The organism is Chryseobacterium amylolyticum, assembly GCF_051011775.1.
Lineage (GTDB): Bacteria > Bacteroidota > Bacteroidia > Flavobacteriales > Weeksellaceae > Chryseobacterium.
The window spans coordinates 38,367-51,706 of record NZ_JBPCHX010000002.1; the positions used below are offsets into that span (position 1 = coordinate 38,367).

The 13,340-nt window shown below is 36.3% G+C and carries 13 protein-coding genes; 4 read left to right on the top strand and 9 right to left on the bottom strand.

Annotation, left to right across the window (positions count from 1 at the left end):
- Positions 1 to 211 precede the first annotated feature (211 nt).
- Positions 212 to 1,459: a hypothetical protein gene (locus tag ACR1PO_RS05300; protein WP_433986098.1), complete on the bottom strand. Its 1,248-nt coding sequence runs from the start codon at positions 1,457 to 1,459 to the stop codon at positions 212 to 214.
- A complete protein-coding gene (locus ACR1PO_RS05305) occupies positions 1,456 to 1,854 on the bottom strand; it encodes a hypothetical protein (RefSeq protein ID WP_433986099.1) in 399 nt (132 codons plus the stop codon). Before ACR1PO_RS05305 ends, ACR1PO_RS05300 begins: the two co-directional genes overlap by 4 nt.
- A 269-nt stretch (positions 1,855 to 2,123) precedes the next feature.
- Here ACR1PO_RS05305 and ACR1PO_RS05310 point away from each other — a divergent pair, with 269 nt between their 5' ends.
- Entirely contained in the window at positions 2,124 to 2,456 is a 333-nt protein-coding gene (locus ACR1PO_RS05310; RefSeq protein WP_433986502.1) for a hypothetical protein, read from the top strand.
- Here ACR1PO_RS05310 and ACR1PO_RS05315 read toward each other — a convergent pair.
- The gene (locus ACR1PO_RS05315; RefSeq protein ID WP_433986100.1) at positions 2,453 to 3,547 is read right to left on the bottom strand and encodes a DUF3667 domain-containing protein; all 1,095 of its coding nucleotides are present in this window, start codon (positions 3,545 to 3,547) and stop codon (positions 2,453 to 2,455) included. The genes ACR1PO_RS05310 and ACR1PO_RS05315 overlap by 4 nt on opposite strands.
- A gap of 348 nt (positions 3,548 to 3,895) precedes the next feature.
- On the opposite strand from ACR1PO_RS05315, the gene rplM reads away from it, so the two are divergent.
- The 3 genes from rplM (at position 3,896) to rpsB (ending at position 5,708) form a co-directional block, all read left to right on the top strand.
- Positions 3,896 to 4,351 (top strand): 50S ribosomal protein L13, encoded by a 456-nt coding sequence (rplM, locus tag ACR1PO_RS05320; protein WP_002976217.1) that lies wholly within the window; start codon positions 3,896 to 3,898, stop codon positions 4,349 to 4,351.
- Positions 4,352 to 4,357: 6 nt separating this feature from the next.
- The gene (gene rpsI / locus ACR1PO_RS05325) at positions 4,358 to 4,744 is read left to right on the top strand and encodes a 30S ribosomal protein S9 (protein ID WP_002976218.1); all 387 of its coding nucleotides are present in this window, start codon (positions 4,358 to 4,360) and stop codon (positions 4,742 to 4,744) included.
- 202 nt (positions 4,745 to 4,946) lie between these two features.
- A complete protein-coding gene (rpsB, locus tag ACR1PO_RS05330; protein WP_002976219.1) occupies positions 4,947 to 5,708 on the top strand; it encodes a 30S ribosomal protein S2 in 762 nt (253 codons plus the stop codon).
- A 163-nt stretch (positions 5,709 to 5,871) separates the two neighbouring features.
- Here rpsB and ACR1PO_RS05335 read toward each other — a convergent pair whose 3' ends face one another.
- The 6 genes from ACR1PO_RS05335 to ACR1PO_RS05360 all read right to left on the bottom strand — a co-directional run bounded on the left by ACR1PO_RS05335 (position 5,872) and on the right by ACR1PO_RS05360 (position 13,183).
- Positions 5,872 to 6,315, bottom strand: a complete 444-nt coding sequence (locus ACR1PO_RS05335; RefSeq protein ID WP_332385624.1) for a DUF6759 domain-containing protein — start codon at positions 6,313 to 6,315, stop codon at positions 5,872 to 5,874.
- Positions 6,316 to 6,321: 6 nt separating this feature from the next.
- Complete coding sequence (locus ACR1PO_RS05340; RefSeq protein WP_433986101.1) at positions 6,322 to 7,023, bottom strand: DUF6759 domain-containing protein; 702 nt, start codon at positions 7,021 to 7,023, stop codon at positions 6,322 to 6,324.
- Positions 7,024 to 7,043: 20 nt separating this feature from the next.
- The gene (trmB, locus tag ACR1PO_RS05345) at positions 7,044 to 7,721 is read right to left on the bottom strand and encodes a tRNA (guanosine(46)-N7)-methyltransferase TrmB (protein WP_433986102.1); all 678 of its coding nucleotides are present in this window, start codon (positions 7,719 to 7,721) and stop codon (positions 7,044 to 7,046) included.
- A 97-nt stretch (positions 7,722 to 7,818) separates the two neighbouring features.
- Positions 7,819 to 8,583 carry a DUF6759 domain-containing protein gene (locus ACR1PO_RS05350; protein WP_433986103.1) on the bottom strand — a complete coding sequence of 255 codons (765 nt, stop codon included), beginning with the start codon at positions 8,581 to 8,583 and terminating at the stop codon, positions 7,819 to 7,821.
- 289 nt (positions 8,584 to 8,872) lie between these two features.
- On the bottom strand, positions 8,873 to 9,667 hold the full coding sequence (locus tag ACR1PO_RS05355; RefSeq protein WP_332385628.1) for a hypothetical protein: 795 nt from the start codon (positions 9,665 to 9,667) through the stop codon (positions 8,873 to 8,875).
- Between the two features lie 201 nt (positions 9,668 to 9,868).
- A complete protein-coding gene (locus ACR1PO_RS05360; RefSeq protein WP_433986104.1) occupies positions 9,869 to 13,183 on the bottom strand; it encodes an FIDD domain-containing protein in 3,315 nt (1,104 codons plus the stop codon).
- Positions 13,184 to 13,340 lie beyond the last annotated feature (157 nt).

Below are 13,340 nucleotides of genomic sequence, written 5' to 3' on the forward strand. Positions count from 1 at the left end.
TCTCAAATATAGTAATAAAATGAAAATCTGTATTTTATAGTTAATTGTTTGGTTTCTAAATGTTTATATTAATTGCTGTTTTAGTCTGACGGACTTTGATGGAGGTTGCGTCCGGATTTTAAAGTATAAATAGCGGCAGATAAAAAATCTGCCGCTATTTCTTCATGTCCTAATCCGATGCCTGATCTTCTTCTGGAGGATCTTTATGGTTTTATTTTTCTGAAAAAAGTGTTTTTCTTTTACTGTCCAGTCCCCAGTTTAATCCTAAAAATGTAATGAGATTATTCTTGTCGCCATAATTTTTTCCAAATGCAGCATTGATGTACACACTGTCAGATACTTTATAGTTGATGATTCCGTTGGAACGATAAGTGTCATCCAGATCACTGCTTCTGTAGATGAACTCATATCCAATAGAGAACCTGTTGTATACAAGCTCTATTTTCCCGCCGACATCATAATTGTCAGTTCTGCTGAATCCGCTGGCTGCATCATAAACCGTCTTATCCTGCAGGTATCTTGCGACGGCATAGAAGTTTAATCTTTTCTCAATTTTTGAGGCGTCTGTGGTGAAGGCTTCTTTGATGATTACTTTTGATTTTCCATTATTTTGATCTTCTTTTTTCTTTGGAGTTTTTGTTCTTTGCAGATTGATCCCGGAACTCATGGTCATCCAGAATCCTAGTTTTCCAAACTGATTATTTTTGAACTGATTATCTAAAAAGAAAGTACTGTAGGCAGAAGCAATATCTAATTGAAAAGCAGGTTTTTCGTCAAGATACTTTTTATAATTTTCGGTTTCAGTCTTGTAATAATCCGGAACAAACTTTTCTAGTGCTTTTGCTTTCATTTCATTTTTTTCATCCGGGCTGGCATTGGATGCTTCTATATCATTATACTCCTTTGATTTTTCAAACACTGCCTGGATATCGTTTAATTGCTTTGAAATGTTATCATTTGAAGTGGTAATAGCTTCTATATTTTTTTTATTTCTTATTTTAAATACTGTGGTTCGTAAAGAAAAAGATACCGAAGGGTTTTCCGTGTCAAGATCTTCAATTTTATAATTTCTCAGAAAAGCAAATGAGACAGAAACGTTTTTTGCCTCACTGAAAATGTTATTTTTATACTCATAGCTGTTATCTGGTTTTTTAATGCTTTTAATGCCGGCATACTTTAAAGCATCCATTTCCGTCAGCGTAAATAAATGGGTAGGAGTAAGTTCTACAGCATAGGCATTGGGAAGACCATCATTTTCACTGAATGAATTGACAATACTGGTCATAAAAGCCTTTTTTGATTTCGGGGTCTCCAGATCAGAACTTGCCAAGCCGAGAAGCATTACACTTGGTGCATTGGAGAGTTCCAGTTTGTTTAACTCTGCGTTGATCTCTTTGTTCTGAGCAAACAATAATGCCATATTAGACACCAGCGCTGCTAGTAATAATGTCTTTTTCATAGCTCAACTTTTATGTATTTATAAACACCATAGATAAATTTACCGGATAGATCATCGGTTGTTTTACCTTCAAAAGGATTGAAATGAAAATTTTTGGAGGGAATCTGAGGGAATTCAAACTTTATCCTGCATGTATTGATTAAGATCTGCAGATGGTTCACCTGCATATTAATATTGAAAGAAGTAGCGAAAAGTAAATTGTCTGATGTTAAATCTGCTTTTGGAATGGTAAAAGAAAATTTATCATCATTTGAATTGTTATCATCTATTCTCTTTCCGTTAAGGATAAAATGCGGGTCGCCAAATTGTGTGTTGGCACTTATTATTACATTCACTTCAACATTATTTTCTTTAAAGTGCGTAATTTTTACTGTTTTTTGAGGGATTTTTTTCATGTCTGTTAATTTTGGTTTTGCTTCTCTTCCAAATCATATCTTCCAATGGTGGAAGAAATTTTAGTTTTGATTATACTCCAAATTTATGGTTTGTAGTATTCGTTGTCAATTACCTTTTGGGTACTATTTATTTAATATACTATAATGAAGTTAACCGGATTTTGTTTTATCAGGTTATAAAGCCTGCTTTTTAATTCATTCATTAAAATATTTACAACGATTCCATAGCCCGTTTAAATTCTCTACTTTTGCAGAATATTTCTACAGACATGCAAAAAGCTTTGATGTATTTCGCTCTGGGAACCGTAGTAAGTTTCCTTATCAATTATTTCTTTTTAAGTTCTGAAAACATTGGACTGGACATTTATTATGCCTTTGCCTTTGGCTCAGCATGGGGAATTGCTTATTATCTGGATACTCCTGATTTTACACTGCCAAAGAAATTAGGCCTTTCATTTTTGGCTATGGGACTTCTGGTTCTTTTAGGAACTTTGATTTTTACGCTTGAACAGGCAATCCCTTCTATTCTGAAGTTTTCAACAGTTTTCGTTGCCTATTATTTATTTGCAAGTTTCAGAGGTAATAAATCCCTTAGAAACTAGTGCAGCATAATAAAGCTCAGATACATCAGCACCAGGAACATCAGAAGCAATCCGATATAATTAACAATAAATAATAAGGAGCCTTTCAGTATACTTATTCTTTTTTTGGTTTCATATACCCTGTGGTGCGCTACAAAGAAATAGATTGTCATATAGGTACCCAGTGCCAGGCATGCCAGAACATATAGTAAGGTAAGTATATTATTGTCCGGCAGGAAGCTGGTGATTTTTTCTCCTACGATAAACATCAGCACTCCCAGTAAGAGAAAGGAAAAATAATGAAGGGTGAAAATCCCGTGATCAAAATACCACCATTTTTTCTTATTATGGAACAGCCACAAAAAGAATGCAAATATCGGCAGGTACACAAAAAGTGCTTTGGGAATAGTATGAATAAAGTTTTCCTTATATTTTTCCCAGATCTGATGTTTACTGTATCCTTCTTCCTTTAGATCAAACACTTTATTCGCAATGGGGCGCATCAATGTATAGATTCCCGTATTATCTGTAGCACGGATGGAATCATACTGCTTCATCGTGTAGGCCTTCATAACGGATGCTTCATTGGTATCGAATGTGCTGTCAAAAATCTCATCTTTTTCCTGCCCGTCTTTTATCTTTAAAGTATCCAGTGTTTTTTGTGCTGTAGCAGCCGTTTCATGAGATAACAGTCCTTCTTTCTGCAAATCTTTTACAACGTCTTTAGAGATCTCTTTCTGCCTTTTTGCTTTTGCTTCCGTTTTAATATGGCCGGGTCTTTCAGCCTCCTCTTTGGCATGAGGTATGATATTGGGAAGAAAGAATGTGATGAAACTTATGAAAATATATAGCTTTACAGGTGCTACATATAATTGTCTTTTCCCTTCCAGATATTCTTTGGTAAGTCTGCCGGGACGGGTAAAAAGATACTGTATGGTTTTCCAGAACTGTCCGTCATAATGGGTGAAATCCTCTATGAAATGAGTAAAAAGAAAATGAAAAGGCTGTCTGCTCTCAACGTTTTCCTGCCCACAGTGGGGGCAAAACCTTTCTTCAACCTGATGTCCGCAGTTAAGACAGGTTTTATCATCTCTTAGTTTTCCGTGGCTCATGAATTATGGAATATGATTGCCACAAATATAATTATTTCGGTGAAAATATAATGATATTGATGTATTTTAAGAGGAACGTTAAAGTAAATTTAATAAAAGAAAGAGTTGAGGGAATAAACTCTTTACTGTTTCATTGGTGTTTTCAGAATCTTCGAAAGTGTTTTTTCATCGGCCTACAGTTCGCAAGATTTATGCCAAAACTATAAATAGTGTTAAAATCTATTGATACTGGGCTATATAACGAATAATATATAGATTAAATAAAATATGTTTTTGGGTTACAAAAATAATTTGTACCTTTGCACACCCTTTTAGGGGTAAATTATGTTTAATCTTTAACTAAAACGTGTGAATACATTAAGTTACAAAACTGTTTCAGCGAACAAAGCTACTGCTAATAAAGAATGGGTTGTGGTAGACGCTGAAGGACAGCCGTTAGGTAGATTAGCTTCTACGGTTGCAAAGATTTTGAGAGGTAAGCACAAAACGAACTATACACCTCACGTAGATTGTGGTGATAACGTAATCGTTTTGAATGCTGGGAAAATTACACTTTCCGGAAACAAGTGGGCTGATAAGACTTATATCTGGCATACAGGATATCCTGGTGGACAGAAGTCTATGACTGCGGCTGAACTTCAGAAGAAAGATTCTTTAAAGGTATTGGAGAAGTCTGTAAAAGGGATGTTACCTAAAAACAGACTGGGAGCTGCTATCCTTAAGAACCTTTACTTATATGAAGGAACTGAGCACAAACATGAAGCTCAACAGCCTAAAACAATTAATGTTAACGAATTTAAATAATTAATTATGTCTATAGTTCACAAAATCGGAAGAAGAAAAACTTCTGTAGCTAGAGTTTATGTAAAACCAGGTTCTGGTGTTATTACAGTAAACGGTAAAGACGCTAAAGAATATTTCTCTACAGATGTAATGGTTTACAAATTAAACCAACCGTTCATCCTTTCTGAGACTGTTGGTCAGTATGACGTTACCGTAAACGTATTCGGTGGTGGAAATACAGGTCAGGCAGAAGCTATCAGATTAGGTATTTCAAGAGCTTTATGCGAAATCAACGCTGAGTTCAGATTAGCATTGAAGCCAGCTGGTTTACTTACAAGAGACGCAAGAATGGTGGAAAGAAAGAAGCCAGGTCAGAAAAAAGCAAGAAAGAGATTCCAATTCTCAAAACGTTAAGAATTGCGGTAAGCTTAAAGCAATATGCAATAAGCTTTTTGAACAACTTATTAAAATTTTTAATTCGCTTCAAAGCCTATGGCTTACTGCCTGAAGCTTAAAGCAAAATTGCCCGTTACGTTTAGCATCCAAACGCTTCTCCCATCTAAAGAAGTTGTTGATTGTTTAAAAGACGGAAAGTAAACTAACAAAAACAGAAAACATGGCAAAAGCAAATGTAAAAGACCTTTTAGAGGCTGGCGTACACTTCGGTCACATGACCAGAAAGTGGAACCCAAATATGGCTCCATACATTTTTATGGAGAAAAACGGTATTCACATTGTAGACTTACATAAAACAGCGGTTAAATTGGATGAAGCTTGCAACGCTTTAGAAAAATTAACTTCTGCAGGTAAAAAAGTTCTTTTCGTAGCTACTAAGAAGCAGGCGAAAGAAGTAGTTGCAAAACACGCTTCTGAACTTAATATGCCTTATATTACAGAAAGATGGCCAGGTGGTATGCTAACGAACTTCGTTACTATCAGAAAGGCTGTAAAGAAGATGAATGCTATCGACAAAATGAAAAAAGACGGTACATTCGAAACTTTATCTAAAAAAGAAAGATTACAGGTTGACAGACAAAGAGCTAACCTAGAGAAGAACTTAGGTTCTATCGCTGACATGGTTAGACTTCCATCTGCTGTATTTGTAGTTGATATCTTAAGAGAGCACATCGCGGTAACTGAAGCTAAGAAACTAGGTATTCCAGTTTTCGGTATTGTTGATACAAACTCTGACCCAAGAAAAGTTGACTTCGTTATCCCAGGAAACGATGATGCTTCCAAGTCTATTGATATGATCCTTAGCGTAGTTTCTGAATCTATCAAAGAAGGTCAGTCTCAAAGAAAAGCTGATAAAGAAAAGTCTAAAGAAGAAGGAGAAAAAGTATCTGCTGATACAGATGCTGATTTCGATGCAGAATAATTGAAGATTTTCTTTAATATAGGAAAAACGCTGGATTTAGGTCCAGCGTTTTTTTATTGTCTATATTATATTGGAGCTATAAGCGGTCTTAGGGTACTTTAGATGTATTGGTTTATCTCTCTCTCCATTAAAAATAAAACCTGCAGAATCCTGCAGGTTGTATTTAGTTTGAAAGCTTTATAGAATAAGAAGTGGTTATAAATTTTGTAGACTGGTATGTCGAGTTACACAAGACTCCTGATAATCTGTAATTCTGATTTTTTGCAACCATAGTATATCCTATTTTTCCGGCACCAATAGGGATTTTCTTGAAAAAGTTATTTCCGCTTACTGTAAGTACCATATTGCAAGGTGATTTGTTTTCAACTGAAATAGAGGTACGGGGATTCTTTGGGTCATCATTGTTAAGAAGATCATTAAGAACTTCAGCTGTTTCCGGTTTGTAGGTCTTTATAAGTTCATTATATTCTCGTTCTGTATTGGCTCTGTTGCCTGTTGGGCTACCGGTAGGGTAAGGATAGGAGGTTCTTCCCGGATAACCGCCGTAATTTACATTACAGCCGGCAAAGATTATTGAAAATCCGGCAAAAACTAATAGCTTTTTCATACTATTTTATTTTTTGATTTTTCTTTTGTTTGTTGGCTTCTCTTTCTGAACTTCATTCTTTTCGGTTGTACTGTTTTCTGTTTCTGCCGTTTTCGGACTGCCAACCGTCACAAATATACTTTTTTTAATATCTTTCTGGGAGAAGTATTTTATATCACAAATATTACTGCTGAGCGTGTATGAACCTTTATTGATCACAATAAAATTTTCCCCGTGAGCAGGAACAGCAAGGTTATAATAATCTTTTCCCTCAACCCTCAATACAATATTACAATCTGAATTATTTTTAAATAAGAGTATTGCCTCTTTGCGTGTAATATCTTCATTGAACATTGCGTTCAGAAGCTTCACTGTTTTTTCCTTATGTTCAGCAGAAGTTTCTGCGATAAGCTTTTTAAACTCTTCAGCATCATCTGAATTAGGATTTCTCATGATGCTTTTAGGAATATCGGAGATAACAGGCCTTGCTTCCATAGGTTTGGCTGTACGGGCTCCTTTTGTCCATTCCGCATTTTTTAAGGCGATGAGTTTGGGTTTCAGTACGCTTTTCTTCGGGTCGTCAGGATGAGTATTCTTTATATACTCTTCAATTTCTTTGATATCAGTGCTTTTCAGGATGTCTTTATTTCCTTTTTTCTGCGCAGATATCAGGTTGGGGAACAGAAATGTGAAGATTAAGAATAAAACGGTTAAAAGCTTTTTTTTCATCAATCGTTATTTTTATTTCATCAGCTTATCCGGAATTTGATATAAGTAATAGTTTTTCCTTTAGCTGAGAAAAGTTCTTCATAATAAGTTTTGATATCTCTCAGGTGTTCCGTGTTGGGATCATATTCCGGAGCTCCATAGATATCATGGTGAGCACTGATGATTTCATAGCCGGCTCCCTGTAAATACCCTAATGTATAGCCATGTAAAAACTCTGAATCTGTTTTCAGATGGATGATACCACCAGGTTTCAGAAATTTTTTATATCGGTTCAAAAAGTCAGGATGAGTTAATCTGTGTTTTGTTCTTTTGAATTTGATCTGCGGATCAGGGAATGTAATCCAGATTTCGTCCACTTCATTTTCAGCAAAAAAATAGTCGACAAGTTCAATCTGGGTTCTCAGGAAAGCAACGTTATTCATATTGTTTTCTACAGCTTCTTTAGCACCGAACCAGAATCTTGCGCCTTTGATATCGATTCCGATAAAGTTTTTCTCAGGAAATGCTTTTGCGAGTCCTACAGAATATTCGCCTTTTCCACATCCTAGTTCTAAAACGATTGGATTATCGTTCTTAAAAAAGTCTTCTCTCCATTTTCCTCTGAGTTCGAACCCTTTTAAGGCATCTTCTCTTGTAGGTTGGATTACATTTGGTAATATTTTGTTTTCTGCAAATCTTGCTAATTTATTCTTGCCCATTGAGTTATAAAATGAGTGCAAAAATACTAAAAATTTATGGAGAATCTCTGTCTTTTGAAGGTAAAAAGACAGGAAGATACTTCAATTAGAATTAAGATTAATGGCTTCCTAATGCCACCATAATTGGTCTTTCAATGGTTTTTTGTGAGGCATATTGAGCCCCGCACACCAGGCTGGTGAAAAGATACTGGCCTTTTTCCACAACAATAGAGCCTTCACCCTGGGCCGGAACTGCCAGCCTGTATCTGGTGGTTCCCACGCCTTCAATTCTGACAATAATATTACAATCTGATTTATTCTGAATCATAACAATACATTCCTTGGCATTAGGATCATTGTCGAATAAAGAATTCAGGATCTTTACGGTTCTGTTCTTATGCTCTACCGGAGACACTGCCATTAGCATGTTGAATTCTTCGGCTTCGGAATTGGGAATTGCTGTATTAGCTGCTGCATTTACAACAAATGTATTCTGAGCATTACTTGGAGTGTAGACCGTTGTGGGTTGTTTTGCTGCCAGTTCAGCCTTGTATTTCGCAATCTGTTTTTGTTTGATGATAGCGTTCATTTCATCAAAGGTAATCTTTGTAGAAGGTCTTCTTCTCAGCATGGCAAGCATTTCCTGCATATCTTTTACTTTCTGATCAGCAGGATGTGCATTTTTGATGTAATCTTTCATCATTTCCATTACCCTTGGTTTCAGGACGGATCTGCGGGGATCATCAGGATGAGCGTCTCTTAGAAAGGCATTGATCTCATAGATATTTTTACTTTTCAGAATATCACTGTAGTCTTTCCCCTTTTTTTGGGCAGATACAGTAAATAAAAACATGCAGCTAAGAAGTAAAAGTACTTTTTTCATTAATTAATATTAAATTAGATATTCGGTGCTCTCCCTTAATTTGTGCTTTGATTGATTAGTTTTTATTTGGATAACGAAATATCCGGTGTTTTTATTTTAAACACTTGTTTGTGAGATAAAATTAAGCATATTTTTGAATAATGAAGAATTATACATCGTAAAAGTTGAATAATTCATATTATATGTGTTGTGATAGGGCTTTGGAAGGCATTTTCCGGTTGTTTGAAAAAAATAATCCATGTGATGAACATGGATTATTAAATATTTCTGTCTTATTTTACCCGAATTTCTAGTTGTTGCTTACAACCTCTTGGAGATGAGAACTTCTAAGTCTTTTCTGATAGATCGGAAGATATTTTTCGATAGGAATTTTTATTGCTTCAAAATTGCCCGCCAATACATAAGCCTGAATATTTTCAGACGTATAAACAAACTGGAGGAAATTATCAATCAGATTTTCAGGAATTTTAAATTTCGCAAAATAGTCTTTTCCCAGATAGTTTTTGATCTGTGCTACAGAACTGTTCATTCTTTCATAAGCCTGATAACGCTGTTTTTTCTTTCTCTCCCCGGAAAGAATGTCATAGATACTTTCAAGGCTGAAGGTAAGACCTCCGTCTCTTAGCCCGGCAACAGGAAGTTCAGGAGGTGTTCCGTCACCTTTCGGCTCTGGAAGACCGATTACTTTTTTAAGTGCATATGCTTTGTCTTCTTTTCTTAAAGCGTTTACATCATAGCGAAGATTCCCTGTAGGCTTGAACCTGCTGAGAACGATTTCCTGAATTTCATAATACGCGATTTTAAGCTCAACAAGGTTTTTTTGTTGCATTAACTGAGGAGTCAGCTTAATATCTTTTCTTTCGGTAACAATAGAGGTGAACCGGATTATATCCCCTGCGTTGGCAGGAATATTAAAATTACCATTGTAGTCCGTAAGAACGGTTTTCTGTGTATTCAGGTTTGTGACATAAACCTGATTAAGATATAAAATAGAGTTGTCTCTCAGAAATACCTCGCCGGAATATATTTGTGCATTAATTTTTGCCAGAAAAACCAATAGCAGCAGAGTAAACAGTTTCTTCATATAATGCGCAAAATTACGTAGAAATAAAGCAATTCTGCCTTGTTAGATGAAGAATAGTGGTTAAAGTTATATTAAACTTTGGGATTTAATTGTTAAGGAGTGTTAGAAATTTGCCATTCATTTAAAAAATGGAAGATTTAAGTGAAAAAGCCGGAAGAAAAAAGCAACTGAGATACTTCACTCTTTTCTTCTCGCTTTTTACTATTGTCTGTGTTTTACCAACAGCCAGCTCGAGTATTTTACCAGTAGGGTAGAGCCATATTCTGTCCAGGTGATAAAGTACCAGTAAGTTGCTGTAGGAACATATCTGCCGCCGACTCTTCCGTCCCAGGTATATCTGTTTTCAGGAGTTCCTCTGAAGACCTCCGCACCGTATCTGTCAAAAATACGGAATACCAGATTTTCATTCTTCATTAAGGCTGAGTAATCTATTCCTTCATTATGGCCATCTCCGTTCGGAGTAATGGTGTTAATCAGATTAATGACAGCAAATGATTTCTTAACATCTGCGCACATTCTGGAATCTTTTACAAATACATTGTGAGCTCCTCTCGGGACATTGTAGAACACATTGGAACTCTGCCATACCACACCATCCAATGAATATTGATAAGGTGGGGTGCCACCGCTTACCCCGATTTTTACTGTTGTTCCGTCAATCTCAATAGACGTAATCATAGGGAGGGGTAATTCTGTAACGTTTACATACTGTTTATATACACAGCCATTAAAGGTAAGTTCTACCCAATAACTTCCCGGAGGAACATTGGTAATGGAAGGCGTAGTAGCGGCCGTACTCCACAGGTATCTTTCAAAACCAGGTCCGGCATCAAGTTTCGTAGTGGTGTTAGGGCAAATAGTTTTATCTTTTAATATATCTGATTTTTTAGGCACTTTAATGTTTATTTTAAGAGTACCTACTTCAGGACAAACCCCGTTTTTTTCAAAACGGATATAATAAGTCTGCGAATTTGTAATATTAACAGGTGATGAAACCATATTTACATTGTTCTGGGCATCTGCTAAAGTAGCATGGAAAGTGAAAGTAACACCCGGGTCCAATGTAAACTGAGGAATAAACTGAGCTAAATTGACACTTTTTGTTCCATCCAGGTCATCATCACAGGTGCTTTCTGTAACGTTTTGGGTAATCAGTGTTAGTTTGGCCCCGATACTGAATTGCAATGGCTTGATTACAGAGGCACATCCATCCGGAGAATCTACTCTGATGTAAATCGTAGTAGTAGCTGTATAACTCCAGTTGTTAGGCAGTGTATTATTGTTTCCGGCGTTGGCATCAGCCAGGTTTGCATAATATCTTACATTGGTAAAATAATTTGGATTGTTAAGTACAACAGGGGTAATACTGGAAAGTATAACAGTGACTGTCCCATCCAGATTATCATCACAGAAAACTCCATTGTAGTTATCCAGAACAATAGCTTTATTGAAAAGAGATAGTGTTATTTGCGCAATACTTTTACAGCCAATATTGTTATTTACAACTGCATAGATGATTGTACCATTAGGTGCGGTATAAGCTGTTGCATTGGTTATTAAAGCTGCTGCATTTTCATTCTGAGCATCTACAAGTGTAGGATAATAGGTAATGGTAGCAGGAGAGCCGCTGCTGACATTTGCTGTAGTCAGGTTAAAAGTTCCCTGTCCATTGATGTCGCAGGCATGTAATGTTGTATTTGTTACTGACAGAGTCTGAATATTGATGGTAACAGTTACCGTTTCACAATCCGGAAAGTCAGGATCATTTCCGCAGAATGTATACGTAAATGTATCTGTTCCTGGTGTACCAGGATTATTAACAGTGTAAGTAATAGCGCCTGTAGTGGGGTTTATGGCAGTTGTACCCAGCGAAGGTGCAGTTGTAATTGCTACAGTGCCGGGATCCGGAGTTTGTGATGAACTACTGAATGCAGGAATTATAGTTTTAGCATTACAAACATTGTATGATATATTGGATAATTTGGTACAGTTCAGAACTTTAAACTGCTCAGTGACTAAAGGCGCACAACTGCCCATTGTTACAGAGCAGGTATAATAACCCGGTAGTGTAGGAGTAATAGAAGAAGCAGTAGCTCCAGAAATAATAGTACCGTTTCTGTACCATTGGTAGGTATCATAGATGAGTGGATCCACAGTAAGAACTACTCCAGGAATACAACCACCGCCAGATTGTAAAATAACGGGCTGCGTAGGAAAACCTGCAAAAAAACCTCCATACCCTACAGCATCACTTCCTGCTGTAATTCCGGCCATAATTGCCTTGTCTGAAACTACAGTAATATTCCCCGTTACATTGGGGAGCCCATAGGTAACCCAGTTGGTGGTACCTGTCATATTATAAGGTCCGGTAAATGCAGGAGGATTCACTCCGTTTACTGTAATATTAGCCCCTCTTTCTGTAATAAGGTTCAGTTTTGTCGGAATGTTCAGAATTCCCCCGGGATTACCATTGGAATGGACAAAATTTTCATTAATAAGTCCCAGCTCATTAATTTGTTTGGGAAGGTAACAGTTCAAGGCTGGAATAAAATTGAATCCTCCGGTAGCGGTTTGATTTCCTGTATTTGAATCTCCGGCTAAAAGCTGGTAGACATAAGCATTCTTGGATGTTTTGAGATATAAATTATAGTGGCCGTTTCCCTGGAGAATATATTTTGAATCAGGAATAACAAAATATTTTCCCGCATTAATGGTAGCTATAGGGGGAATTTCATTATTGACAAAAATCTGTGTATTATCTTCAGTAGCAATTACAATGGCTCCTTCCATATGGGAACCAATCGGGCCATTGCCTTTTACAAGGGCAAATTCATTTCCAAGCCTGTTAACAGGCACCGCCTGATCCATTAAAATATCTGAACTGGAAGGAAAATTACCGGCATATTGCCCGTTAAAGTTTCCATTAGTGACATTGATGGGTTTGTTTGACGTAATTTTTGAACCAATAAAACCATCAAAGTTTCCAGCTATATTTCCGATTCCGTCAATAATGTAAGATTGTCCTTTATTTAAAGTAAAAGTCATTGTCGGGTTGGTAGCTCCGGTTGTTCCGTTAGAAAACTGAACGGCAGGATTGTATCCGGAAATGGTGACTGTTGTGTTATCTTCAGTGGCCAGTACGCTGGTCATAAAGTTAAGAATATTGTTGCTTACAGAAATAGGAGCCGAAGCTGCATAAAATTTTAGCCCTGTAGAGGGAATTCCTTTGGACGTGATGATTTCTGCATGATTAAATACTGAGAATCTTAGATTGGCATAAAAAGGAAATTCTGCCTTTAGATATAATCCTTTGGTTGTTGGAGTAAATAAATCGGTCTGCAGTTTGGTAATAATATAACTTCTTAATACATCAAATTTCTGTGGATTATTCTTACTTATGTTTACAGTTCCGATCAGTGTATTATTATTATAAATACTTACAGGGAAAGGAGTTGTTCTGTTGGTAGATAAATACAGTTTCTGATAGGGATTAGTGGTGATTGTTCTATCTATCATTGGAGCAAACCAATGCTCTCGGTCCAACTGGGCAAAAGCAAAGGTGAAAATGCAAAACATAAACAAAAAAGATAAAATTTTTTTCATTCAGCGGTAGTCTTTCTCACAAATTTAGTAATAAAAAGTATTAAATTTTTGAAAACAGAATAAAAAAACA